At 66.0% G+C, this 25,308-nt stretch carries 17 protein-coding genes, 1 tRNA gene, 1 pseudogene and 1 riboswitch; of the genes and pseudogenes, 11 read left to right on the top strand and 8 right to left on the bottom strand.

The genetic code is table 11. The features are described from left to right. Positions 1-80: 80 nt before the first annotated feature. From M2332_RS12940 to M2332_RS12920, 5 genes are all read right to left on the bottom strand, one after another. Positions 81-1,487 carry an efflux transporter outer membrane subunit gene (locus M2332_RS12940; RefSeq protein WP_264574372.1) on the bottom strand — a complete coding sequence of 469 codons (1,407 nt, stop codon included), beginning with the start codon at positions 1,485-1,487 and terminating at the stop codon, positions 81-83. Between the two features lie 17 nt (positions 1,488-1,504). After that, on the bottom strand, positions 1,505-4,681 hold the full coding sequence (locus M2332_RS12935; RefSeq protein ID WP_264574371.1) for an efflux RND transporter permease subunit: 3,177 nt from the start codon (positions 4,679-4,681) through the stop codon (positions 1,505-1,507). A 125-nt stretch (positions 4,682-4,806) separates the two neighbouring features. Then, positions 4,807-6,066, bottom strand: a complete 1,260-nt coding sequence (locus M2332_RS12930) for an efflux RND transporter periplasmic adaptor subunit (RefSeq protein ID WP_413715960.1) — start codon at positions 6,064-6,066, stop codon at positions 4,807-4,809. After that, positions 6,063-6,467, bottom strand: a complete 405-nt coding sequence (locus M2332_RS12925; RefSeq protein ID WP_181558624.1) for a hypothetical protein — start codon at positions 6,465-6,467, stop codon at positions 6,063-6,065. The genes M2332_RS12930 and M2332_RS12925 overlap by 4 nt, the downstream gene beginning before the upstream one ends. 323 nt (positions 6,468-6,790) lie before the next feature. Beyond that, on the bottom strand, positions 6,791-7,393 hold the full coding sequence (locus M2332_RS12920) for a TetR/AcrR family transcriptional regulator (RefSeq protein WP_264574370.1): 603 nt from the start codon (positions 7,391-7,393) through the stop codon (positions 6,791-6,793). Positions 7,394-7,566: 173 nt separating this feature from the next. Next, a riboswitch (cyclic di-GMP riboswitch) is annotated at positions 7,567-7,644 on the top strand. Between the two features lie 202 nt (positions 7,645-7,846). On the opposite strand from M2332_RS12920, the gene M2332_RS12915 reads away from it, so the two are divergent. From M2332_RS12915 to M2332_RS12880, 8 genes are all read left to right on the top strand, one after another. Next, positions 7,847-8,968 carry a hypothetical protein gene (locus M2332_RS12915; protein WP_264574369.1) on the top strand — a complete coding sequence of 374 codons (1,122 nt, stop codon included), beginning with the start codon at positions 7,847-7,849 and terminating at the stop codon, positions 8,966-8,968. A gap of 109 nt (positions 8,969-9,077) precedes the next feature. Further along, a complete protein-coding gene (locus M2332_RS12910) occupies positions 9,078-10,682 on the top strand; it encodes a ShlB/FhaC/HecB family hemolysin secretion/activation protein (protein WP_264574368.1) in 1,605 nt (534 codons plus the stop codon). 113 nt (positions 10,683-10,795) lie between these two features. Then, the gene (locus M2332_RS12905; protein ID WP_264574367.1) at positions 10,796-11,266 is read left to right on the top strand and encodes a DUF3237 family protein; all 471 of its coding nucleotides are present in this window, start codon (positions 10,796-10,798) and stop codon (positions 11,264-11,266) included. 3 nt (positions 11,267-11,269) lie between these two features. Then, positions 11,270-11,782, top strand: a complete 513-nt coding sequence (locus M2332_RS12900) for a nuclear transport factor 2 family protein (RefSeq protein WP_264574366.1) — start codon at positions 11,270-11,272, stop codon at positions 11,780-11,782. A gap of 31 nt (positions 11,783-11,813) precedes the next feature. Beyond that, positions 11,814-13,418 (top strand): GMC family oxidoreductase, encoded by a 1,605-nt coding sequence (locus tag M2332_RS12895; RefSeq protein ID WP_264574365.1) that lies wholly within the window; start codon positions 11,814-11,816, stop codon positions 13,416-13,418. 101 nt (positions 13,419-13,519) lie between these two features. After that, on the top strand, positions 13,520-15,790 hold the full coding sequence (locus tag M2332_RS12890) for a TonB-dependent receptor (protein ID WP_264574364.1): 2,271 nt from the start codon (positions 13,520-13,522) through the stop codon (positions 15,788-15,790). Then, a complete protein-coding gene (locus M2332_RS12885) occupies positions 15,787-16,365 on the top strand; it encodes a hypothetical protein (RefSeq protein WP_264574363.1) in 579 nt (192 codons plus the stop codon). The genes M2332_RS12890 and M2332_RS12885 overlap by 4 nt, the downstream gene beginning before the upstream one ends. After that, on the top strand, positions 16,362-17,861 hold the full coding sequence (locus M2332_RS12880) for a PepSY-associated TM helix domain-containing protein (protein ID WP_264574362.1): 1,500 nt from the start codon (positions 16,362-16,364) through the stop codon (positions 17,859-17,861). Before M2332_RS12885 ends, M2332_RS12880 begins: the two co-directional genes overlap by 4 nt. A gap of 3 nt (positions 17,862-17,864) precedes the next feature. On the opposite strand, the gene M2332_RS12875 is transcribed toward M2332_RS12880, so the two are convergent. Next, complete coding sequence (locus M2332_RS12875) at positions 17,865-19,430, bottom strand: carbon-nitrogen hydrolase family protein (protein ID WP_264574361.1); 1,566 nt, start codon at positions 19,428-19,430, stop codon at positions 17,865-17,867. Positions 19,431-19,643: 213 nt separating this feature from the next. Between M2332_RS12875 and M2332_RS12870 the strand changes: the two genes are divergently transcribed. Next, complete coding sequence (locus tag M2332_RS12870) at positions 19,644-21,398, top strand: PAS domain-containing protein (protein WP_264574360.1); 1,755 nt, start codon at positions 19,644-19,646, stop codon at positions 21,396-21,398. 153 nt (positions 21,399-21,551) lie between these two features. Then, a tRNA-Leu gene (locus tag M2332_RS12865) sits at positions 21,552-21,638 on the top strand. Positions 21,639-21,895: 257 nt separating this feature from the next. Here M2332_RS12865 and M2332_RS12860 read toward each other — a convergent pair. Further along, a complete protein-coding gene (locus M2332_RS12860) occupies positions 21,896-23,314 on the bottom strand; it encodes a recombinase family protein (RefSeq protein WP_264574359.1) in 1,419 nt (472 codons plus the stop codon). Between the two features lie 342 nt (positions 23,315-23,656). On the opposite strand from M2332_RS12860, the pseudogene M2332_RS16630 reads away from it, so the two are divergent. Continuing rightward, positions 23,657-23,932 (top strand): annotated as a pseudogene (locus M2332_RS16630) (integrase); the annotation flags it as partial. A gap of 28 nt (positions 23,933-23,960) precedes the next feature. On the opposite strand, the gene M2332_RS12855 reads toward M2332_RS16630, so the two are convergent. Then, positions 23,961-25,304, bottom strand: a complete 1,344-nt coding sequence (locus tag M2332_RS12855; protein ID WP_264574358.1) for a transporter — start codon at positions 25,302-25,304, stop codon at positions 23,961-23,963. Between the last annotated feature and the right edge of the window lie 4 nt (positions 25,305-25,308).

Below are 25,308 nucleotides of genomic sequence, written 5' to 3'. Positions count from 1 at the left end.
TCACCACGTCTCCCAAGAGATGGACCGGCGGTGCAGAGGCATCGCCGGTCCTTCCGTTTCAAACGATGGCGCCCCCACGCTCAGCTCGCCCAGCTCCCGCCCAGCGCCCGGAACACATCGATCTGCGCGCGCGCGACCTCGGCATCCTGCGCGGCGAGCGCGGCTTCTGCCTCTGCAAAGGTGCGCTCGGTGTCGAGCAGTTGGAGGGAGTCGATGGCGCCCTCGCGCTGCTGGGCACGGGTGATGCGCGCGGCGGCGCCGGCGGAATCGCGGGCAGCCTGCAGGCGTTGGCGGCGCTCCAGCGCGTGGCCGTAGGTCGAGAGCGCCGTCTCGGTTTCCTCCAGCGCGTTGAGCACTGCGCCGTCGAAGGCGGCGAGCGCGGCATCGCTGTCCGCCCGTGCGCCGGCGATGCGCGCGCGGGCGGCCTCCTGATTGGGGAAGGACCAGCTGATAAGGCCACCCAGCAGCCAGCGCAGCGGGCCACCGCCGAACATCGCGCCGATATCATTGCCAGTCGACCCGCCCGAACCGCCCAGGCTGATACGCGGATAAAGGTCCGCCGTGGCGACACCGATGCGCGCGGTATCGGCAGCGAGACGACGCTCGGCCGCGCGCACATCCGGGCGGCGGGAAAGCAAGGTGGCCCCATCGCCGACTGGAATGGCCTGCCGGATTTCCAGCCCGATGCTGCGCTGGCCGGCAATCTCGGGCAAGGCGTCCGGGGTCCGGCCGGTGAGCGTGGCGAGGCGGAAGAGCGCGGCCTGACGCTGCGCCTCGATGAGCGGAATGTCGGCGGCGCGCTGGTCGCGCAAGGCGGCGATCCGCGAGACATCGAGCGTGGTCGCAAGCCCTGCCTCGCGCCGCTTGCCGGTCAGGTCCAGCAACCGGTCGAGCAGGCCGACGATCTCGCGATTGACCGCCAGTTGCGCCGCGCCCGAGGCGGCATCGGCATAAGCCCGCGTGGTATCGGCGACGACCGCGACGCGCACGGCGTCGGCATCGGCGGCGGCTGCATCGGCATCGCCGCGCGCGGCTTCGACGCCCCGGCTCACCCGCCCGAACAGATCGACCTCATAGGAGACCGACAGTCCGGCATCGAGCGCCCAATCCTCACGCGGCGCTCCCGGCGCGCGCTGGCTCGCGGGCAGGCGGCCATAATCGCCACTGGCCGAAAGATCGGTGCGCGGCAGCCGATCCGCCCGGGCACCGCGCAGCCCGGCGCGGGCCTTTTCCAGCCGGGCGAGCGCGATGCGCACATCCGTATTGGCGGCGAGCGCGTCGGTGACCAGCCCGTCCAGCACGGGGTCATTGTAGAGCCGCCACCAGTCCGCCTGGACCTGGGCCGGCGCAAAGGCCGGGGACGCGGCGGAAAGAAAGGGGCCGGAGGACGCCGAGGGGGGCGTGGGGGCGACGTAGTCCGGCCCCACCGCGCACGCTGAAAGCGCCAGCGCGGAAACAAGAGGTGCGAAGATGCGATGAGCAGTCATGATAGGGTCCTCCTCACTCACTCGGCGGGGGCCGGCACGACATCGCCGCCGGACCGCCCGCGCAGGCGTGCGATCCGGTCGCCGAGCGCGCGGCTCACGACGTAGAAAGTCGGGGTGAAAATGAGGCCGAAGATGGTGACGCCGGCCATGCCGAAGAACACCGCCGTGCCCAGAGCCTGCCGCAGCTCCGCGCCTGCTCCGGTGGCCAGCACCAGCGGCACCGCACCCAGAATGAACGCAAAGCTGGTCATCAGGATCGGCCGCAGGCGCTGCCCGGCCGCGTGGACGGCGGCATCCAGCGTGGTCATGCCGTTCTGCTCGCCCTGCCGGGCAAACTCGACGATGAGGATCGCATTCTTGGCAGCCAGCGCCACGAGCACGATCATGCCGATCTGCGTCAGGACGTTATTGTCCATGCCGCGCAGGTTGACGCCCACCAGAGCCGCCAGCACCGACATCGGCACGATCAGGATGATCGCGAGCGGCATGACAAGGCTCTCATATTGCGCCGCCAGCACCAGAAAGACGAGCAGCACGGCCAGACCGAAGACGAGACCTGCGGTGTTGCCGGCCGTCTTCTGTTGATAGGCGATGCCGGTCCACTCATGGCTGAAGCCACGCGGCAGATTGGCATTGGCGAGTTGCTCCATGGCATCCAGCGCCTGACCCGAGGATGCGCCGGGCGCGGTATCGCCATCGATGGCGACAGCGGGCGCCAGATTGTAGCGCTGCACGCGATAGGGCCCGGTGGTGTCCCGGAAGGTGGCGATCGAGCCGATCGGTACCATCTGGTTATAGTCCGAGCGCGTCTGCAGGCTGGCGATGTCCGCCGTGGTGCGCCGGAAGGCTTCGTCCGCCTGCGCGGTCACCCGATAGGTGCGGCCAAGCAGGTTGAAGTCATTGACGAAGGCCGAGCCCAGATAGATCTGCAGCGTCTCGAACACCCGTTCCGGCGGTACGCCGAGCATCTGCGCCTTCTCGCGGTCGATATCCGCGAAGATGCGCGGCGTCGCGGTGTCGAAGAAGGTGTAGACGAACGAGAGTCCGGGTGTCTGGTTGGCTGGGCCGATGACGCTGTAGGCCGCCTGCTCGAGCGCCTTGTAGCCCGCGCCCTCGCGATCCTGCACCATCAGGCGGAAGCCGCCCGCCGAGCCAATGCCGCGGATGAGCGGCGGCTTGACGATCATCAGACGTGCCTCGCTGATGTCGGCGGTCGCCTTGCGCGCTTCCTCCATCAGCTTGTCGATGGTCTGGCCCTTGGCGGCGCGCTCGTCGAAATCATCGAGCACCCAATAGGCCGCCGACGAGCTGGCGTTGCGTGTCTCCGAGGCGCCGTCGAAGCCCGAGAGCATGACGGCGTTGGTGATGCCCGGAATGGGCAGCATCCGCTCAGCGACCTTCTTCATCGCCGCATCGGTGCGCGCGGTGGAAGAGCCCGGCGGCAGCTGGATGATCGTGAAGAAATAGCCCTGGTCCTGCGCCGGGATGAAGCCCGACGGCGTGTAGACCAGCGCAGCGACGGTCACCGCGATCAGCCCGACATAAGCCGCCATGATCTTCTTGGGTTGGCGGACCAGCCGCGCGGTCAGGGTCGCATAGCGGGCACTGAACCGGTCGAACCCGCGATTGAACGCATCGCCTGCCCGCTCGGTGAGCTGGCGCCAGCGCGGCGCGCCCTCCGGCAGGGCATGGCGGTGCCGCAGCAGCAGCGCCGCGAAGGCGGGCGACAAAGTGAGCGAGAGGACCAGCGAGATGATCGTCGCGGCCGAGATGGTGATTGCGAACTGCTGGTAGAAGGCGCCGGACATGCCGCCGATGAACAAGGTCGGCACGAACACGGCGCACAGCACCAGCACGATGGCAATCAGCGCCCCGCCCACCTCATCCATGGAGGTGCGCGCCGCCTGGAGCGGGGTCATCCCGTTTTCCAGATTGCGCTCGACGTTCTCGACCACGACGATGGCGTCATCGACGACGATGCCGATGGCGAGCACGAGGCCGAACAGCGAGAGGTTGTTGATCGAATAGCCCATGCCCGCCAGCACCGCGAAGGTACCGATGAGCGAGACCGGGATCGCCAGCACCGGGATCAGCGCCGCCCGCCATTTCTGCAGGAAGACGATGATGACGAGCACGACGAGGATCACCGCCTCGACCAGCGTCTTCACGACCTCGTCGATGGACTTCTGGATGAACTCGGTGGGGTTGTAGACGATGCGATATTCAAGGCCCTGCGGGAAGTCCTTGGCCAGGACGTTCATCTCGGCCTTGATCGCCTCGGCAGCGGCCAGCGCGTTCGATCCCGGCATCTGGAAGACGGGGATGATGACGCTGTCCTTGTCGCCGAGATAGGCCGACGTGCCGTAATCCTCGGCGCCCAGTTCGACACGGGCGACATCGGAGACGCGGACCTGCCGGCCCTGATCGTCGGTGCGGATGACGACATTGGCGAACTGCTGCGGATCGGTGAAGCGACCCTGCGTCTCGACATTGAGCTGGAAGGCCGATCCGCCCGAGGGGGGCTGGCCAAGCGTGCCGGCCGCGACCTGCACATTCTGCTGGCGCAACGCGGAGACGATGTCGCCGGCCGTCAGACCCAGCGCCGCCGCACGGCGCGGATCGATCCACACGCGCATGGAGAGATCGCGCGAGCCGAACAGCTGCACGTCGCCCACGCCCTCGATGCGGGCCAGCCGGTCCTTGATGCGGGTCTGTGCGTAATTGGAAATATACTCGCGATTGAGCGAGCCATCAGGCGAAATGAGGTTCACCACCAGCAGGAAGTCCGGCGAGGTCTTCTTGGTAACGATGCCGAGGCGCTGCACCTCCTGCGGCAGGCGCGGCTCGGCAATGGCGACGCGGTTCTGCACCAGAACCTGCGCCTCATCGAGGTCCGTGCCCTGCTTGAAGGTGACGGTGACGACCACGCGCCCGTCCCCCGTCGATTGCGACGAGAGATAGAGCATGTTCTCGACGCCGTTGATCTCCTGCTCGATCGGGCTGGCGACGGTTTCCGCCACGGTCTCGGCAGAGGCGCCGGGATACATGGCCGAGACGGTCACCGTCGGCGGCACCACCTCGGGATATTGCGAAACGGGCAGGAAGAAATAGCTGATCGCGCCGATGATCGTGACGATGACGGCGATGACGGCCGCGAAGATCGGCCGGTCTATGAAGAAACGGGACAGACGCATGAGGAGCTCTCCTCGGGGCAGCGCTCAGAGCATGTCCGGGTCAGGCGGCTTCACCTGACGGCTCGGACATGCGGAAAGCAAAAGGGACCGGATCAGGATCGGCTTCAGGCGAAGCCGATCATGACCTAGCGCGTAAACGTGGCCTGGCCGGACATCAGCGCGGTGGCGGCGGCAGGCGTCGCGGGCTGGGTCTCGGGCGCAATGCGGCCTTTGCGGACCTGCACCTTGCCGCCGGGCATGGCGAGCTGGGTGCCAACGATCACCACCTGATCGGCGGGATCGAGCCCGGCCCGCACGACGCGCAGGCCATCAACAACCGGCCCAAGCTCGATCGGCTTGGCGGCGACGGTGCCATCCTTGCCGACAACCAGCAGCGTCTTGCGCGCCTGATCGGTCTGCACGGCCGTATCCGGCACCAGCAGCGCGCGCGTCGGCGCCCCGGTGGAGAGGCGCATGTTGCCGAACATGCCCGGCGTCAGGAACAGATCGGGATTGGGCAGCACGGCGCGGGCGCGGATGGTGCCCGAGCGCGGATCGAGGCCATTGTCGGTGAAATCGAGCTTGCCCTTCCAGCGATAGGCATTCTCGTCCTGCAGCTTGATCTCGACCGGGGTGGCATCGGCATCGGCATCGCGCTTAGTCTTGAGGAACAGCGCCTCCGACCCCTCGAAGGTGAAGTAGATCGGATCGAGCGCGTTGATGGTGGTGAGCAACGTGCCGGATGCGCCCTCTCCCGATGAGGCGAGGTTGCCGGGGTCGATCCGCCGATCCGAGATGCGGCCGCCAATGGGCGCGCGTACGGTGGTGAACTCTAGGTCCAGCGCGCGGCTGCGGGCGCGGGCCTGCGCACCGGCCAGCGCAGCCGATGCTGCCGAAACGCGGGCGCGCAGCCGATCGACTTCGCTCTTGGAAACGGCTTCTACCGCCACCAGCCGTTCGGCGCGCTCAAGATCGCTGCGGGCCAGCGCGAGATCGCTCTGCGCAGTCGCAACGCCGGCACGCGCCTCGGCCAGCGCGGCCTGGAAGGGGCGCGGATCGATGGTGAAGAGCGGCTGACCGGCGCGGACCATCTGCCCGTCCGTGAAATGCACGGCCGTGATCTGGCCGGAAATGCGCGGACGCACCTCGACCGCGCGGCTCGGCTCGAACCGGCCGACATAATCGTCCCACAGCATGATCTCGCGCGCGAGCGGCGCAGAAACGGTGACGGTGGGTGCCGCCATCGCGGCCTGGGCCGGGGGTGACGGGCGCATCAGCGCATAGCCCCCGGCAATGGCGAGCACCGGCAGCGCCACCCAGGCGGCGCGGGTCAGCGAGCGGCGCCGCGTGGCGCCGGCCTCGATGGGCGTGGCTTCCGCCGGGCTGAGTTTCTTGAGCATGTTCATGCGCGGTTCCTCCGCTTGATCGACAGACGCAGGGCGCCGATGTGGCGGAGCAGCGTCTCATATTGATGGGTCGTGTAGCCGGCCTCGTAAAAGCGACCGAGCTCGGATGGGGCGATGTTGTAGCCATGGTGCCAGCTCAGCACCGCGATGCGCCGCAGCGCTTCGAGGCGCGCGCTCGCCAGCGGCATGGCCCGGCGGAAGCCGAAGACGAGGCGCAGCAGGCGGCCCAGGCGGCTCTCCTCGCGGAGGGAAGACAGCCCGTCTTCCCGCGCAAGGCGGACAATCGTCCACTCGACCGGAAGGAGGTGGCCATCCTGCACCTGAAGGCTTGCAGCCTCCGATGCAGTGACACCCGGGACCATCGCCCGTGCCCCGCCATCTCTCAGATCCAGATATGCCATCACCGTGTCTCCTCCTGCTTCCCCGGCAGGCACGACGGGGCAGCCCCGGACAGCCAGTGCTGCCGGGCGCGCGCATCGCGGATGCCAGGGATCGATCCGGGAAAGACGGTGCGCGACCGGCGCGTCCGTCCCGAAACCAGAACCTATGAATTGCTGTCAAATCAAGTCGGGCAAGCAGACCGCGCCCGGCCAAGCCGCACGCACTCCCACGCCTTCTGTACTGACTGGTATATTAATCGGATGTTCAGGCGTCAACCCGTTTTTTGTACCGACCGATATTTTATTTTGCAGCGCGCAAAATCGGTCTTGGGTCCCGGGACGCTTCAGCGGCTAGGCCACATCCCCATAGTCGTCTCGGCAACGCGCTCCAGCTCCTCGCGCGTGGTGCCGGAGCCGGCCAAAACCGCCATGCCCTGCAAAACGGCGATGAGATACTTCGTGATCGCTTCCGCATCGGCGGGCCCGACAAATTCGCCCTCATCGATGGCGCGCTGCATCCGGGCCACCAGTGCCCGCTTCACGGTCTCGCCGCGCTTGAGCACTTCCTCACGGATCGACTGCGCTTCCGCGCCACAGGCGGTGACGCTGATCACGCTGAGGCAGCCGGTGGGCTGGCCATTGCCGGCAATCGTGGAGAGTGCGCCATCGAGCAGATGCTGCGCCACGCCGCGCGCGGTGGGCATATCCAGCGCCGGACCGATATAGGCCAGCTTTTCCCGCTCGTAGAGATCGAGCGCCTGGCGGAACAAGGCCTCCTTGTTGCCGAACGCGGCGTAGAGACTCGGGCGGGTGATCCCCATCGCGTCCGTCAGTTCGCTGAGCGACGCGCCCTCATAACCCTTTGTCCAGAACACACGCAAAGCGGCCGCAAGCGCCTGCTCGCAGCAAAATTCGCGGGGCCGACCCCTGATGGCGGTCTGTTCCATATCGGGCGGTATAGAATTCCTCGACGGGCTTGTCGAGTCCGGTGCGACGAAGGGAGCCAGGACGGTCCCCACCGCGCGGCGCCCTCCCCGGTAGGCATGATAAAAGTTAAGTTCAGACTCTTTTCCATGAACCTTTTCCAGCGCTTGACATTTCAAGCGCAGGATCACTCCGATCCCGATAATGGCAAAGCGGTGGTGACGCCGTGACGCAAAGCTTCCGGCCTTGGGTTCAAGGTAGCGGGGTTGCCGAAGGAGCCGAGGTCGGAGCTGTGTGTGCGTGTCTACGCCTTGCTCTGGCTATGATCGCTCCACACCGCTCCGCGCTACGTGGGCCTGCCATCGGATAGCTCCGTCTCCAGCCCGGCTGCAAGCCTGACAGGAGATGACGCAATGGCTCAGGTTCTTTCCACGACGACATTCCGATCCAACAGAACGTCACGACTATGCCGGGCCATGCCCGCCATAGCTGCCTGCTCCGCGCTGGCCATGCTGCTGAGCGCCTGCGAGACCAGCGGTTATTCTCGCTATGCCAATGTCGGCTCGCCGGCGCCCGGGTCGGGTGGCGGCAGCGATGGCGGCAGCAACAATGGCGGCGGCGGAACTGACACGGGCGGCGGGAACACGGGCGGTGGAAACACTGGCGGCGGGAATACCGGCGGCGGCGGATCGGCCGATGGTGGCGGCAGCACCGGTGGCGGTCTGGCTGGGGGCGTCGTCACGCAGGTCTCCCCGGTTCTGGCGACGGCCGGCAATGCCGTGCTCGGCGTCGCGGATGGCCAGCAAGGCGTGACCACTCCCATCGCCGCTGCCTTGCCTGTCACACAGCCCGTGACCGGCACGATCACGCGGGTGCTGCAGGATACCGGGACGGTGCTGGTCGATGCCGGCGAAGGCCGCACGCTGCTGCTGCAGGGGGCGCAAGGCGTGGTCGGCGATGTCGTGTCCATTGACGTTGGCGGTCGCACCGTAACCAACGGTCTTGATGGCACATCGGGCGCGATCGGCGTTGGCGTGCTTGGGGACACCCAGCCGACGGGCACGCTCGCATCCGCCGGCGTGCTGAACGCAGGCAATACCGCGCTGGCCACGGTCAACGGCGTCGCCGATGTGCGCGTGACCAACATTACGGCGCCCACCGGCGGCATTTCCGACAATCTGCTCAATGTCGCGCTCGGCGGCAATCAGCTGCTGGGGAGCGGCGATCCGGCGCTGGTCAACGCCAATGTGCTGCCGAACGGCGCGTCCCTGCCCGGCGGTGGCACGGGGGCCGTGGGTGGCGTGCTTGGCGCGGTGAGTTCGACCGTCGGGTCTGTCGGCGGCGCCGTGGGCGTGGGCGGTGACGTCTCAGGCGGCGGCGTGCTTGGCGGCGGAACGGCCACGGGCGGCGACGTAAATGGCGGCGTGCTCGGCACGGTCGGTGCCACGGTCGGCTCGGTCGGCGGTGCGCTAGGCGTTGGCGGCAGCGTCGAAGCCGGTGCAGGCGCAGGGACCGGTACGACGACCAATGGCGGCTTGCTGGCGCCGGTAACCGGCACGCTGAACACGGTCGGCACTTCTCTGGGGCTGGGCCGCTAAACAGCCACCCCGCCTCAAGTCGCCAACCTCGGCGCAACGTTCCTTCCGGTGCGCGGCGGGCGGTCTCAAACCCGCCGCGCACTCACCGCTCCCATTCCGAAAGGTCCATATGGTCGCGCTCCTGCCTGCAGCCATTGCGCTGATCGCCATCGCCCAACCCACGGGCAGCGGCCTGACACCGCCCCTCATCGATCAAAGCCAGCCCGGCCCCGCCCCGGTGCTGCCCGCACAGGAGCGGCCGCCTGCGGATGATCCGACAGGCCGGGTGGACGTCGAGGCGCAGGCCACCGCCGCGCCGATCCGCAGCGTAACTTTTTCCGGCGTCGATGCCCCGGCGCCCGTTGCAGAGGCCGCCCGGGCCTTCATCGGCCAGCCGGCCACGCGTGAGACTCTGGGCGCCCTCGCCAAGAGGATTTCCGATGCCTATGCCAAGACCGGCATCGCGCTCTATACGGTCGCCATTCCGCAGCAGGATCTGGCCGAGGGCCATGTCCGCGTGCTGCTGGCCGAAGGGTTTATCGAGGATATCGCTTATCCTAAGGGCGCCTCCCCGCTCATCCAGGCCTATGCAGCGCCGCTGGCCCGCGAGCACCCGCTCAGCCGCCGCACGCTGGAACGCAGCCTCTCGCTGATGCGCGACATTCCCGGGGCGAAGATCGACGCCAATATGTTGCGCGGCGCGCAGGCCGGCGGCGTTCGCCTCGCGATTACGCCGGAGCGGGAGTATAGCGATTTCTCCTTCGGCTTCGATAACCGCACCCAGAGCGGGCTGGGCAGCGGCCAGTGGCGCGCATCGGCCAAATTCTACAGCCTGCTGCGCGATGGCGACCGCAGCGAGCTGACCCTGCTCAGCGCCGCCGATTTGAAGCGCTATCGCTATGCCGGGTTCAGCCACCAGACGCCGCTCGGCACGGACGGCCTCACTCTCGGCCTCTCGGCCTCCTGGCTGGATACGCGGCTGCAGGCGCCCGCGATCGTCGGCGAGGCGCAGACGCTCGGGCTCAGCCTCTCCTACCCGGTCATTCGCGGATATAAACGCAATCTCACCGTCAGCGCCGGCATCGACGGGCTGAACAGCGATGCGGCCTATCTCGGATCGGTGATTTCCTCCGACCGCATCCGGGCCGTGCGCGCGGCCGCCGGCTACTCGATCGTGGCGGACAAGAGCGCTTTTAGCCTTGCCCTCACCGGCAGCCGAGGCCTCGATATGCTCGGCGCGCGCGGTGTGCCGGGCTTTACCGATATCGACTTCACCAAGATCGTTGGGCGCGCCAATTATGATCGGATGATCGGCAAGCGCCTCGTCGGCCGGCTGCGGCTGAGCGGCCAGTATAGCGGCGACCGGCTGGGCGGCAACGAGCGCTTCTCGGTAGGCGGGCCGGAGATCGGCCGCGCGTTCGAGACGGCGCTGCTGAGCGGCGACAAGGGCATGGCCGGCCTGTTCGAACTGGCCCTGCGTCCCAAACTGCCCACGCGCCTGCAAGGGTCGGAAGTCTACGGCTTTGTCGATGGTGCCCGCGTGCGTCTCAACGCCCGCACCGGCCTCCCGGCAGCCAGCTATTCCATGGCCTCGGCCGGCGGTGGGCTGCGCCTCAACTATACCACCCGCGCCTCGCTCTCGCTGGAAGCCGCGCGCGTCATCGAGGCGCCCTTTCCCAACGCCGGGGACGGCTGGCGCTTCAACATCGGCTGGTTTCTGAAACTGCGGCGATAACCGAACGCGCGGCTCCCGCTTTTTTGCCTTGGCATTCGCAGGCGGGTTCCGGCACAAGCGTGCAGACAAAATCAATCTGACGAGCGGCACGAACGCTCGCGGGGGAGGATGATGTGCACGTTCCGGCGCTCGACCTGGCTTTCCATGTTCGTCTCGATTTTGGCGAAGGGCCGCGCACGCGGTTCCAGCCGGCCCTGCAAAGCTTTACGCGCGGCTTTGTCGCGCTCGCCGGCGGGGTGGTGAGCGGCCCGCGCCTTTCCGGCCATGTCGTGCCCTATTCCGGCGGGGACTGGCCCCGGCTCTGGTCCAGCGGCCTTGTCGAATTCGAGGCACATTACATGCTGGAGGCCGATGACGGCGCCATGATCTACATCCACAATCGCGGCATCGCCTATGCCAATCCGGAGATGACGGCGCGGATCGAGGCGGGCGAGCATGTCGACCCGCAGGACAATTATTGCCGCATCACGCCGCGCTTCGAGGCGCCGGAAGGGCGGCACGCCTGGCTCAACCGCACTGTCTTCGTCGGCATTGCCGAGCGGCGGGGCAATTCGACCTTCTTCGATTATTATGCGGTGACCTGACGCATGACCACCCGCCTTTCCGCCGACGATCAGTTCGGCATCCGCGATGCCATCGCCCATTATGCCTGGGCACTGGATACCGGCAATGTCGAGGCTTTCGTGGGCTGCTTCACCCGCGACGGGCTGCTGATCTGGGATGCGTTCGAGACGGCGCTGCGCTGGCAGGGCGCCGACGCCATCCGCCATTTCGCGACCTTCATTCGCGATCAGCCCGCTTCGGCGGGGCGGCAGCATCACGTCACCAACATCATCGTCACGCCCTGTGAGGGCGGCGCGCGGGCGATCTCTTATGGCGCCGTGGCCCTGCGCCAGGGCGACGGCCCGCACGCCCTGCATGTGATGGGCTATTATGAGGACATCTTCCGGCAGGAGGATGGCGTGTGGCGCATGGCGCAACGCACGATCCGCGACTGGTCCGGCCCGATCCTCGCGGGCTTTGCGGGGCAGACGGGCGCGCGGGAAGGTCGACCGCTGCCGCCCCCGCTCAAGGGGCTGCTGTACGACAGGCAGGATTGAAACAGCTTTTCAGGCAGGCGGACCGAACGAAATGGATGAATTCGACTATATCGTGGTGGGCGCTGGATCGGCCGGGTGCGTCGTCGCATCGCGGCTGAGCGAAAACCCCGGCACGTCGGTTCTGCTGCTGGAGGCGGGCGGCAGCGATAAGCGGCTGGACATCGCCATGCCGCTCGCCTTCCTTAAGACCATCGCCGATCCCAAATTGAGCTGGGGCGACATGGGCGAGCCGGAGCCGCATTTGAATGGCCGGCGGATCTGGATTCCGCGCGGCAAGGTGCTCGGCGGCTCATCCTCGATCAACGGCATGTTCTACATGCGCGGCCACCCCAATGATTTCGACACCTGGGCGCAAATGGGCGCGCGCGGCTGGAGCTATGACGATGTGCTGCCCTATTTCCGGCGCATGGAGGATAGCTGGCGGGGCGAAAGCGCCTATCATGGCGTGGGCGGCCCGCTGCACGTCGCGCCGATCCAGACCGGGCATCTCCTCCACGAGCCCCTGCGGCAGGCGACGCTGGCGGCCGGCTATCCGGCGACCGACGACATCAATGGCGCGGATGCGGAAGGCCCCGCACTGGGCGAGGTCACCATCGACAAGCGCGGGCGGCGGGCGAGCGCGGCAGCGGCCTATATCCGCCCTGCCCTTGGCCGCCAGAACCTGGATGTGCGGCTGAAGGCGCTCGCCCACCGCATCCTGTTCGACGGCAATCGCGCGGTCGGCATCGAATATTCGGTGGACGGCCAGACCCGCCAGGTGCGCGCGCGCCGCGAGGTCATTCTGAGCGGCGGCGTCTATAACAGCCCGCAACTGCTCCTGCTCTCCGGCGTGGGGCCGGCCGCACAGCTTGCCGAGCTGGGCATTGCGGTGAAGGCCGATGTGCCCGGCGTCGGCCGCAACATCTCCGAGCATCCCTGCTGCATGATGGAATTCGCGGCGACCAAGCCGGTCACCTTCGTCAAGGAACTGCGGCTCGACCGGGCCGCGCGCCATTTTGTCCAGTGGCTGATGCTCGGCACCGGCAAGTTCGCGACACAGCTCAACAGCTGCAATGTCATCCTGCGCACCGATCCGGCGCTGGCGCAGCCGGACATCCAGCTGATGTGCAATCCCGTGACCTTCGGCGCGCGGCTCTGGATGCCGCCTTTCCGCCCCGCACCACCGCACAAGCTGGCCTGCGGCGTGGTGGTGCTCAACCAGCGCAGCCGCGGCTGGATGACGCTGCGCTCCACCGACCCGAACGACCGCCCCGCCATCACCCTCAACCTGATGGATGACCGCTGGGACATGCAGACCATGATCCGCGGCATCCGCGAGGCCCGCCGCATCTACCGCACCGCACCGCAAGCCGCGCTCACCGGCACCGAACTGCTGCCGGGCGAGCAGGTGCAGAGCGACGACGAGATGGAAGACTGGGTGCGCCAGGTGGTCGAGATCGGCCAGCACGCCGTCGGCTCCTGCACCATGGGCACGGGGCCCGATGCCGTGGTCGACCCCGCGCTGCGCGTGAAGGGCGTCACCGGCCTGCGCGTCATCGACGCGTCGATCATGCCGACTGTGCCCGGCGCCAACACCAATGCGACCGTGATCATGATTGGCGAGAAGGGCGCGGATCTGGTGAAGGCCGACGCCTGACGACCCATCGCACCAGCCACGCGCTTGCTCGCGCTAAGATTTGCGATTGACTCGCAATAGCCTTATCAATTAGTCCGCGCCCCGATTGAAAAGGGGAAATCATGAAGCGTACTTGGTTGCTGTCCACCGCCTTGCTTGCCGCTCTCACGGCGCCCTCGGTCGCCACCGCTGAAGAAGCACCGGTGCCGGCGACGGAAGAGCCGTCCGACATCGTGGTGACGGGCGAGAAGATGTCTCGCAGCCTGCAGGATACGACCGCCTCGGTCAGCGTCATGACGCAGGCGCGGCTGGCGCAGGAGAATATCCTGACGATCCAGGAAATCTATCAGCGCACCGCCAATCTCTCCGAAACCTATGGCGCGGCCGGCTTCTCGATCCGCGGCATCGACCAGCGCGGCGTCTCGGGCGGCGGGTCGGCAGCGACGGCCACGGTGTTCGTCGATCACGCGCCGGTGCCACAGGATGTACTCTCCAACGGCCCGACGGATATGTGGGACGTGGCGCAGGTGGAAATCTTCCGCGGTCCGCAATCGACCATTCAGGGTCTCAATGCGCTGGCCGGGGCGGTGCATATCCGCTCGCAGGAGCCGACCTTCGACTGGAGCGCGAAGGGCCGCGCCCTCGTCTCCTCCTTCAACGCGACCCAGTTCGCGGTCGCCGGTGGCGGCCCGATCATCGCCGACGAACTGGCGTTCCGCGTCTCGGCCGAAAAGCGGGATTCGGACGGCTATATCCACAACATCACCCGCAATGCGCCCGAGAACCCGCTCGATTCCATCTCGGTTCGCGGCAAGCTGCTGTGGACGCCGTCCGCCCTGCCCGCCTTCGAGGCGCGCCTTGGCTACCATCATTTCGAGACCAAGGGCGGCTATCTGTTCACCTATGTCGACCGGTCGGTCGGCGATTATTTCGACAATCGCACCAACCCGTCCGACTATCCCAACAGCAGCGATGTCGATCACGATCAGCTGCTACTCGACCTGCGCTACGACCTCGGCAGCGGCCTTTCGCTGAGTTCAGTGGGCACGTGGACGGACACCAATTTCATCCGCAAATATGACGGGGATTCCTCCGCTGCCAGCCGCGCGTACAGTGACATTGCCGGCGGTGTGGAGACCTTCACACAGGAGCTGCGCCTGAGTTATGAGAGCGACCGGCTCAGCGGGCTGATCGGCCTGTTTTACTCGCACCGCGACGAGTATCGAAATTCGCATCAGGTGACATTGGTGCCGACGCCCGCCGCGACCATCGTCGCTGCGCTAACGCGCGAACTGGGCGCCGCGACCGCGCAGCAGGTGGCGACGATCTACACCGCCGCGCTGCCAACCATTCCGGTCGATTACACATCGCAGTTCCCCAATCAGGTGGAAACCATGGCCGTGTTCGCCGATGCCAAATATCGGCTGACCGACCGCTTCTCGCTGATCGGCGGATTCCGCTACGATCATGAGCGCAACCAGATCAGTGGCGACGCCCTCGCCCGGTTCGTCGGAACGCTCCCCGACCCTGCGCTCTACCCTGCACCGCTGAATGGCGCGATCACCGCGCTCAACGGCTTCGTGCTGGGGCTGGTGGACGATGCCAACGGGTCGGCGCCGCTCGGTGCGCGTACCTTCAACGCCTTTCTGCCAAAGGGCGGCATCGAGATGGCGTGGACGCCGGATCTCGCCACGTCCTTCGTTGCGCAGCGTGGGTACCGGTCGGGCGGCAGCGCCTTCAACACCGCCCGATCACAGCTCTTCGCCTACGACCCGGAGTTCACCTGGAATTATGAGGTGTCATTGCGCTCGGCCTGGCTCGACCGCCGACTCACGCTCAACGCCAATGCCTTCTACATCGACTGGGCCGACCAGCAGACCACCGCCAATTTCGGCAACGGCGTCTATGATACGCACACGGTGAATGCCGGCAAATCGCATCTCTACGGGTTCGAGGTGGAAGTGGCGCATCGTTGGTCGCCTGCCTTCGACTGGTATGCCAGCCTGGGACACACCCGCACCAAGTTCGACTCCTTCGTCACCAATCTGGGCTCGATCACCGATCTCTCCGGCCTTGAATTCCCCTATGCGCCGCGCTGGACGCTGGCGGGCGGCGCCAATGTTCGCTTCGATGGCGGCTTCAATGCCAATCTCAACGCCTCTTATCGCAGCGCTGTCTTTACGGATGTGGCGAAGCCCCAATCGAGCAACCGCGTCAGCGCACGGACCGTCGTCAACGCACGGCTCGGCTATGCGGCCGATCACTGGAGCGTGTCGCTGTTTGCCAACAATCTGCTCAATGAGAAATACGATCAGTACATCAACTCGTTCACCGGCTTCTCCACCATCGGCGCGCCGCGCAGTGTCGGCATCGTGTTGGAGGCCGGGTTTTGAGCGCAACCGGCTCTCTTGCCGCGCTGACCGCCATGCTGGCCGGTAGCGTGGCCGGCATCTGGGCATTGCGCGGGGCGTGGAGTCTCAAAAGCGGCAAGGCGCCGTGGCGGATCGCCGGCCTGGCGCTGCTCGGCGCCACGCTGCTCTGGGGGGCATGGGTGCTGGGCAGCGCGCGCGGTCCCTTTACCGCCGCGACACTCGTCTCGGTGGCGGCGTTCGGCGTGATCGCCACCGGCTACACGCTGCGCCCTGCCCGCGCCGGACGGCAAGGCCGCGAAGCGCTCGCGCCCGAACCGGCCGAACGGATGGCAAGCCCCTGGCGCACGACCTTGCGCTGGGCGCTGGCCGGGCCGATCGGCATGGTCGCCGCGATGAGCGTGGGCATCAGCTATGCCATCTGGGCACCAGGCGAACCGCAAACGCGGTTGCTGATCGGCGGGCTGATCGTGCCGCTCGCCTGGGGCGGCGCGATGGCCTGGACCCTGGCGGACAGCCGCATCCTGCGCGCAACGGCGGTGCTGGTCGGCACCGCCATTCTGGGCTTTGGCACCGCGATGCTGAAGGGATTCACATGACGAGCCGCACCAAGAAGCAGAGCTTCCCCTCCCCGGACCTCGTCCGCGCCGTGCTCAAGGGCCATAGCGGGCTGGGCCTCGCTTTTGCCGCCCTGCTCTATCTGGTCTGCCTGACTGGGGCGATCGCGGTGTTCGCCAACGAGTTCCAGCGCTGGGAGAATCCCGGTGCCGAACCGGTGGAGAGCTTCTCAGGCGATGCCGCGCAGGCGGCGTATCGTGCGGCGCTCGACCGCGCTGGGCAACCGGTCGAGCATGTGTTCATCATGATGCCGAGTGAAGACCGTCCCTGGCCGACCCTACGGGTCGACGCCGAAGACGGGACGCGCACCACCTGGATCGCCGACAGCGCCGGGCGCCTTGTGAGCGAACAGCGCGAAAGCTGGACGAAGTTCCTCACACGGCTGCACATCAACCTGCACCTGCCGCAAAGCTGGGGCATCTTCATCGTCGGCCTGACCGGCGTCGCCTTGCTCTCCTCGCTGATTTCCGGCCTGCTGGCGCATCCGCGCATCTTCCGCGACGCCTTCCACCTGCGGCTCGGCGGATCGCGGCGCTTGCAGGAAGCCGATCTGCATAACCGCATCGGCGTATGGGCACTGCCCTTTCACATCACCGTCTCTCTGACCGGCGCGCTGCTCGGCCTCAGCACGATCATCGTCGGCGCCATCGGCCTCGCGGTATTCCAGGGCGATACTGCCAAGGTTTATGCCATCTTCACGCCGCCTCATCCGGCCGAAGACGTCCGCCCCGCCCCGCCGCTCGACCTGCGCCCATCGTTCGCACAGGTTGCCGCGCGCGCGCCGGGCAGCCGGATCGACTATGCCGTCGTCGAGCATCCGACCGAAACCGGTGCAGCCATCCTGTTCGAGGTGGAGGATGGCTCGTCCCGGCTCGCTGATGCCGACAGCTACGCCTTCGACCGCGCCGGCACGCTCTATTACGAGCACAAGGCCGCGCAGAGCAATGTCGGCCAACAGATTCTAGGCTCGCTTGGCATCCTGCACTTCGGCTGGTTCGGCGGCGGCCTCATCAAGATCGCCTATGCCGCGCTGGGGATCGGCCTGACCTATCTGGCCGCCGGCGGCGTCAACATCTGGCTAGCCCGGCGTCGGGACAAGGGCCGGCCCGCGCCAGGCTGGGAGCGTGTCTGGACGGCCACCGTGTGGGGACAGCCGCTTGCACTGAGCGGCGCCGCCCTCCTCGCGCTGTTGACGCCATCGGTCGGCCCGCTGATCGGCCTATGGGCGGCGATCAGCATCTGCGCGCTGGCGGCCGCCACCGTGCTGACGCCTGCCGCGCTCTCCGCCGCCGGGCGGGCCGGGACGGGCGCTGTGCTGATCGTCATCGCGCTCGCTCACCCTGCCCTCGTCGGGATGGACGACGGCATGGCGACGCTGGTCGATATCGCCGTGGGTCTGCTGGGCCTGGGCCTGCTTGGCACCGTCGCCAGCAAGGCGGGGCGGCGCAGACGCCCGGTAGCCGCCGCGGCGATCTGAAGGTCAGCGCGCCCGTTTGGTGCGCGGCTCCTTCCACTGCACACCGTAGAGGTCGAAGCGGCGGTCGCGCAGGTTCTGCACGGCGCCGCTCTGCCGGCTGGTCAGCAGATCGTCGAGGGAGAGGTCGGCAATGGCGATCGTCTCGGTATTGGGCGCGGTGTCGGCGGCCACGCCATCGCGCGCGAAGGGGAAGTCCGAGGGCGTCAGGATCGCGCTTTCGGCATAGTGAATGTCCATATTCTCGACATTCGGCAGATTGCCGACAACGCCGGACGTCACGACATAGCACTGGTTCTCCACCGCCCGCGCCTGACAGCAATAGCGCACGCGCAGATAGCCCCGCCGCTCATCGGTGCAGAAGGGCACGAACAGCAGCAGCGCGCCCTGATTGACGAGGTGCCGCGCCAGCTCCGGGAATTCGGAATCATAACAGATCATCACACCGATCGGCCCGCAATCGGTGGGGATGGCATCGGCGCCGAAGCCGCCCTTGATGTTCCACCAGCGCCGCTCTGATGGCGTGGGGTGCAGCTTCTCCTGCGTGTACATCGCCCCATCGCGCAGGAACACATAGCTGATGTTGCGGATATCGCCATTCTCCACCCGCGTGGGGTGGGAGCCGCCGATGATGTTGATATTGTAGCTGACGGCCAGCTTCTCCATGAACGCGCAATAGCGCTCGGTATATTCCGCGATCTTGCCGATGGCCTCGCTGGGCGCCAGCTTGGCGCGCGAGATGGAGAGCAGTTCCAGCGTGTAGAGCTCGGGAAACACCACGAAGTCGGCGCGGTAATCCGCCGCGACGTCGACGAAATACTCCACCTGCTCCTCGAACTGCTCGATCCGCGTGATGCCGCGCATCTGGAACTGCACCGTGGCGACCCGCACGGATGACGGCAGCTTGAGGGTGCCATGGTGCGCGCGCCCCGTCCCCTCCTCGGGTGCCAGCGGGTTGGGCCAAAACATCAGCACCGCATTGCCCGCGCTGTCCCGGTCGCCGGGCAGATAATCGGGCAGGATGCCCTTGGCCTGAAAGCCCTGCCCCAGCTGGAAGTTGATCACCGGATCGCGCAGCTTGCGCTCGATCGCGGCATCGAGATAGGCCTGCGGATCGGGATAATCCCGCCGGCGGCGCGCATAGCCCGGCAGGCGACCGCCAAAGGCGATGCCCTTCAGCTCGAAATATTGGCATAGCTCCTGCCGCTTGCGGTAAAAGCGCTGGCCGATGCGCAGACGCCGGAAATCGGGATCGACGCAGACTTCCATGCCGTACAAAACGTCCCCTTCCGGGTCATGGCGCGTACCGAAGCCATCGCCGGTGATCTCGCCCCAGCTGTGCGGCGCGAAGGCAATCTCCTGCGAGACGATGAGCGTGGCGCAGTGGCCGACGATGGTGCCCTCATAATCGGCGACGAATTGCCCTTCGGGGAAGTTATTGATCTGCCCGCGAATTTGCGCGGCGGTCATGGCCTCGGCCTTGCCATAGACCTTGGTGGAGAGCCGGGCGATTGCGCGCGCATCCTTGGCGAGCGCGGGACGGACGATGAGCTTTGCCTGTGTATGAGCCATGCAGGCGATATAGCGCGATCGCGCCCAGCGTCCATGTTCGTGCAGCCCGGCTGCCCCCACATTGTCTTGCACCCCGGCAATCGGACGACTAGCCACCCCCTGTACGCAAGGGCAGTCTGGGCGGTTTTCGGGAACCACTCGGTCCTGAAGCGTTTGTTATGCTGGCTTCAAAGTCGCGGACGGCTGGAGCGGGCAACCACAGGGAATGCGACCTTGGCGATAGAATCGGGCGATCACAACGACTTCGCGGCTGAAAGCGGGGATACCGCCGCTTCGGACGACAATCAGGGCACTGAAGCAGCCGAAGGCCGGGTGACCGTGCGCGGCAAGGATCACTGGCGTGAGCGCACCATCACCGCGCCGGGCCTGAGCGAACGGGGCAACGTATTTTTCGCCGCGATCGAAATGACGCGGATGCCGATGATCCTCACCGATCCCAATCTGCCGGACAATCCCATCGTCTTTGCCAACAAGGCGTTTCTGGACCTGACGCTTTACGAAGAGAGCGAAATCATCGGGCGCAACTGCCGGTTCCTGCAAGGCGCCGAGACGGACCGCGAGCGGATCGCCGAACTGCGCGATGCCGTGGCGCGGCATGAGTCCATCGCGCTCGAAATCCTCAACTACCGGCGCGACGGCACGCCGTTCTGGAATGCGGTGTTCATCGGCCCGGTCTATGACGTCTCCGGCAAGCTGCTCTACTTTTTCGCCAGCCAGCTGGACGTGACCAAGCGGCGCGAAACCGAGCAGGTGCTGCGCCAAGCGCAGAAGATGGAAGCGATCGGGCAGCTGACCGCTGGCCTTGCCCATGACTTCAACAATCTGCTGCAGGTGATCGGCGGCAGCCTGGAACTCGCCTCGAACCGCATCGAGGATGAGCGGGCCGGGCGGCATATCGAAAATGCCCAGCACGCCGCCGCGCGCGGGGCAAAGCTGACCGGCCAGCTGCTCGCCTTCGCCCGCAAGACGCGGCTCACGCCCCGGTCGGTGGATGTGAGCGATTGTGTGCAGAGCTTCGTGCATGTGCTGGAGAGCGCGCTCGGCAGCGATATCGAGCTGCACCTCAGCCTGCGGCGGGGCTTGCCGCGCATCCATGTGGATCCCGACCAGTTCGAGATGGCGGTGCTCAACATCGTGATGAACGCCAAGGACGCGATGCGCGGCGCCGGCGGGCTGGTGACCATCACGACCGGCAAGCTGCATCTCAACGGCGATGCTGCCGCCCGCCAGCTTCCGCCCGGCGACTATATCAGCCTTGAGGTGACGGATGAGGGGGAAGGCATGCCCGCCCATGTCGCCCAGCGCGCGACGGAGCCCTTCTTCACCACCAAGCCCACCGGCCAGGGCACGGGCCTCGGCCTCGCCATGGCCAGCGGCTTCCTGCAGCAATCGCGGGGCCGGCTGGAGATTGAGAGCGAACAGGGCGTCGGCAGCACGATCCGCCTGCTCTTCCCGGTCTCCGTGCAGAATGACGAGGATGACCGCGCCGCCGCGCCTAGCCCTATCACCGCGGCCGCGCCCGCCGATGGTCCCTCCGGCAAGGCCCATATTCTGGTGGTGGAAGACAGCCCTGAAGTGATGGCCCTGTCCCGCGAGATCCTCGAAAGCGCGGGCTACCGTGTCTCGACCGCCATCTCGGGCGACGAGGGTCTCAAGGCGCTGCAGAAGCTGATGGAAGCCGACCCTATCGATCTTCTCTTCACCGATCTCGTCATGCCCGGCAGCCTGAATGGCATTTTGCTGGCAGAGGAAGCGGTGAAGCTGGTGCCCGGCATCGCGATCCTCATGACCACCGGCTATAATGAGCAACTCGTCTCCGATGGCCCCCAGACCATCTCGCAAGATGTGATCGGCAAGCCCTATCGCCCGGCCGAGTTGCTCAACAGGGTCGAGCAGGCACTCAAGAACCGCGCCACCGCCGGCGATGCCCGCCGGCACCGCTCCGATTACGGCCACGCCGAAGCCTGATCGAGCGGGCCGGCTGACGAGGGCACGGGCGTGAGATATCTATTCTCACGCGCGGCCCATGAACGCCACCGAGCATCTGGCGTTTCCTAAAAAGGTGAGATATAGGCGCGCCAGCCATCCCCGCAGCGCGCTGCATCAAGGGGTTCGCGCCGTGCGGGCGTGGTGGAATTGGTAGACGCAGCGGACTCAAAATCCGCCATCCGCAAGGATTTGTCGGTTCGAGTCCGACCGCCCGCACCAGATAGTCCGTGTTTCTCCGAGATTCGTCAGCCATGGTGTGGCCGCGGCATAACTCGCGCGAAACTGCGCCGTTTTGGCGCCGACGCTTCGCGAACTGAGGTCTACAGACCAAGCACGCGGGCACCGTCGGCCATTTCTATCCCATTATGTCAGTGGCCATTTTCCAAACCTCATGACAGGTCGGCGCTGCGCGGCGTCGAACAAGAAAACGGCCGGAGGACATCCGGCCGACGCTTTCCCTAGATGGGTGACTGAATTTACCTGCAGCCAAGCAAAGCCCGCTGCTCACTCCAGTTGATCGGCAGATCGATGTTGAGCAGTCCTTTGGTCGTAATCGAAACCGGTTGAACACCTTCGATGCACTGCGCCACGATATCTGGCGCAAGCATTGCGATGCGCAGCAGCTGCGCAGAACGCTTGCGGCACTTGCCCTGCGCGTCAGCAAGTGATGCCAGACTATGCTCGGGGGCGCCAAGCAGCGCTAGATGCAGCGCTCGGGCTTCTGCGATCAGCGCGACCAGCGGCTTATTGATCGTATCAGCTGACCGATCCCGCGAGTCGCCAATGATCATGCGAACATCCTTGCCTTGCCGGATGCGGATCGCGCGGCTGGTCAGCTGCACCGGACGGTCATGGGCCAGCTGATCCAGACCCAGGAGGGACTGCAGCTTGTCACGGTGGAGTGTGAGAGTGATGCTCTCCTCTGCCATGTCGATCCGACCGAGGAGCATCGTCAGCATCGCCGGACGCTTTGATGCCTTGTGCAGATCGGCTGCAACCTGGGATGCTCTGGTCAGCGCACCTATGGCACGTTGGGCGCCGACGAACTCGACGAGAGCCCGATGATCCGTGAGCCAGCCCTTCGGGCGATCCGTGCCGATGCGCTCGATCTCCGGCGCGCTGACCCGCCATCGTTTTTCGCTGCTGCCGATGAGCGTATTGGGATGGGTTACATAATAACGATAGCGCTTGCCCGCCTTGGCCGTGTGGCTGGGCGACATCTTTCGGCCTTCCCCATCGTGGATCAGGCCGGTGAGCAAGCTGCGCCTGGGAGACCGCTTGGCCGGGGGGTTGTTGCGTCCTTCTTCCAGCTGACGCTGTACCGCATCCCAAAGTGCCTCATTGATGATCGCGTCGTGCTGGCCGTCATAGACCGCCCCCTTGTGCACGACCTTGCCGCGATAGATAGCGTTGCCCAACAGGTGTGAGAGCGCGCCGCGGCTGAACGCAATGCCGCCCCGACCATGAAGCTGCCTGGTGCGATAGCCATCGCGCAACAGTTCTTCGACCAGGGCCTGCAGGGAGCCCAGCGCGATATAGCGGTTCATGATGTGGCGGACCTGGCTCGCTTCGGCCTGGTTGATCACCAGCGCCCTGCCCTTCACATCATAGCCAAGCGGGGGGTTACCGCCCATCCACATGCCCTTCTTCTTCGACGCGGCGATCTTGTCGCGAATTCGCTCGCCGGTGACCTCGCGCTCGAACTGGGCAAAGGAGAGCAGCACATTGAGTGTGAGCCGCCCCATGCTGCTGGTGGTGTTGAACGCCTGCGTGACCGAGACGAAGCTGGCGCCCCGGGCATCGAGGATCTCGACGATGCGGGCAAAGTCCGAGAGGGCTCTGGTCAAGCGGTCAACCTTGTAGACCACGACCACGTCGATCTTCCCGGCTTCCACATCTGCCAGCAGCCCGACATCATCATTCCAAATGATCCGGAGCTGCCCCTCACAGCCTAGCGTGTCACCTCGATCTTACTGTTGGCCGAGGCGGTGGGCTCCCCTGTTTCAGCAAATAAATGGCTGGTCTTAGGAAGCGCGGTCTGGTGTCTTAACTGCCGGTATAAGGGCGAATCTTGCTTGGCCTCTGAGACTCACACTAACGGCAGGTTTTGCCGCGAGCGGCCATTCATCCTGGCTGATGGGAACGACCGACACTGGTCGCCAGGTGCCCTGCTGAATTCATCCCCTCAACAGGTCGAGCATTCTCCAGATGGCCATTCCGGCCATTGGAGAATGATCATGGAGATGCCTGAAACAGAACCCAACACCAAGCATCGGACCTAGAATGCCCGAAGGACAGTCGGCGTGAAAGCGTGCCCTGAAGCCGAAACAAATTTGGGAGATTCACTTCTATCTCGATCAGCGACGCCGGTTATGAGATCGAACGTTGTTCGATCTAGCGATCGAACAGCAAACTGCGGGGCCGTGACCAGGTGCAAATGAAGATTTGGCGACCTAGTCAGCAGCGGGCAGATCCGAACGCGGGCCATTGTAAGGCAGCAGAAACAGGCCCGGCGCGCTGGAACAACTACGTTCCGCGGCGTCACCTGCCCCTCGACAACACGAACGGGATGCGCAGCACCGTGCGCAGATCGGTGGCGTCTTCGGTCGCCCCCACCTCGACCGACCAGTTCAGCGTCGTGCGGTCCGTCGCGCGGTAGCTTACGCCGAACAGCAGGCGGCCGATCTGGAGATCGCGCGCCGTCTGCACCTGCGGGTCGCCCCAGTCCATCGTGGGCATCAGCAGGCGCTGCGTGGTGCGCGTGCCGAAGGACCAGCTGTGCGCATAACCCAGGTTGAACGAGGTGCGTTGGTTCAATGATACGCCGATCCCCATGCTGACGGATATCGCGTCTCCCGGCTTCACATAGGTGATACGCACCGGCGGGATGACCGTATCGACCCCGTGACCGAAATTGCGGGTGTAGCCAATGGAGCCGAACAGGACGGCTGGGTCACTGGGCAGAATTGCGGTCAGGCTCGGCGTCACACCCCAGAAGCCGGACCCCGTGGCCGCACGGGTCGCGCGGCCCAGCGTATCCCGAGAGATGTCGAACGGGTCGGTGCCGGTGGGCACCACAACCTGCAAATTGCCGATCAGGAACGGCCAGCCGCCACGCGCAGAGCTCAGCTGATAGCGCGCCGACAGCTCAAGGTCGCCAATCCCCCGGCCGCTGGTACTGCTATCGATGGTCGCCGCATCGGGATCGCCCGTCGTGCCCTGAATCGGGGCCAGCACCGACTTGTCATTGCGATAGACGAACGGAAGACGGGCGCCGATCTCGACATTGCCGAGGAGCCCATAACGCAGGCCGGCGGATGCCGTGAGCACGTCCTGCCGGCTCTCGTTGATGTCGAACACGCCAACGAGCACGGACTCCACCACTTCGATGCCGCGGAAAAGCGCACGGTTGCGGTCGGCCCGCGCATAATCGAGCTGAAGCTCGGCGGTGAGCTGACCGCGCCGGGTCACGACGCTGCCTTGCTCTCCCAGCACCGCGACCTCGGGGGGGCGATCGATATCCGGTGGCGCTTCCCCCACGGGGCCAGCCGGGGACTGGGGCGCACCATTGGGCGCGCGCGGCGGCGGGACAGCGTTGCTGGCGGACTGAACAGTTTGCGGCGGATTTGCTGCCGATGGCGCCGCCGTTGCGCCACTTGGTTGCGCATCCATGGCAAGGCGCTGCTCCAGCGCACGAATGCGCGCCTCCTGCGCTTCCAACTGCTGTTGCTGCCGGGCGATGAGGCTGAGCGCCTGCTTCAGTTCGGGGCTGGCATTGCTCGACTGTGGCAGCGCGGTGCCCGTTGGCTGGGCCCATGCCGGTGATGCAGCCAGTGCGCCGCCAAGCATTGCCACTCCCCCCAGGAGCCGACCTATTCTGGTCATTTGT

This window comes from Sphingobium sp. B11D3A, from assembly GCF_025961695.1.
GTDB lineage: Bacteria > Pseudomonadota > Alphaproteobacteria > Sphingomonadales > Sphingomonadaceae > Sphingobium.
This window is presented reverse-complemented; position numbering and strand designations above follow the sequence as displayed.

Bases quoted from the DNA above. Each gene is read 5' to 3' on its own strand.
- M2332_RS12940 (WP_264574372.1), bottom strand. From the start codon at position 1,487: ATGACTGCTCATCGCATCTTCGCACCTCTTGTTTCCGCGCTGGCGCTT.
- M2332_RS12935 (WP_264574371.1), bottom strand. From the start codon at position 4,681: ATGCGTCTGTCCCGTTTCTTCATAGACCGGCCGATCTTCGCGGCCGTC.
- M2332_RS12930 (WP_413715960.1), bottom strand. From the start codon at position 6,066: ATGAACATGCTCAAGAAACTCAGCCCGGCGGAAGCCACGCCCATCGAG.
- M2332_RS12925 (WP_181558624.1), bottom strand. From the start codon at position 6,467: ATGGCATATCTGGATCTGAGAGATGGCGGGGCACGGGCGATGGTCCCG.
- M2332_RS12920 (WP_264574370.1), bottom strand. From the start codon at position 7,393: ATGGAACAGACCGCCATCAGGGGTCGGCCCCGCGAATTTTGCTGCGAG.
- M2332_RS12915 (WP_264574369.1), top strand. From the start codon at position 7,847: ATGCCCGCCATAGCTGCCTGCTCCGCGCTGGCCATGCTGCTGAGCGCC.
- M2332_RS12910 (WP_264574368.1), top strand. From the start codon at position 9,078: ATGGTCGCGCTCCTGCCTGCAGCCATTGCGCTGATCGCCATCGCCCAA.
- M2332_RS12900 (WP_264574366.1), top strand. From the start codon at position 11,270: ATGACCACCCGCCTTTCCGCCGACGATCAGTTCGGCATCCGCGATGCC.
- M2332_RS12895 (WP_264574365.1), top strand. From the start codon at position 11,814: ATGGATGAATTCGACTATATCGTGGTGGGCGCTGGATCGGCCGGGTGC.
- M2332_RS12890 (WP_264574364.1), top strand. From the start codon at position 13,520: ATGAAGCGTACTTGGTTGCTGTCCACCGCCTTGCTTGCCGCTCTCACG.
- M2332_RS12880 (WP_264574362.1), top strand. From the start codon at position 16,362: ATGACGAGCCGCACCAAGAAGCAGAGCTTCCCCTCCCCGGACCTCGTC.
- M2332_RS12875 (WP_264574361.1), bottom strand. From the start codon at position 19,430: ATGGCTCATACACAGGCAAAGCTCATCGTCCGTCCCGCGCTCGCCAAG.
- M2332_RS12855 (WP_264574358.1), bottom strand. From the start codon at position 25,304: ATGACCAGAATAGGTCGGCTCCTGGGGGGAGTGGCAATGCTTGGCGGC.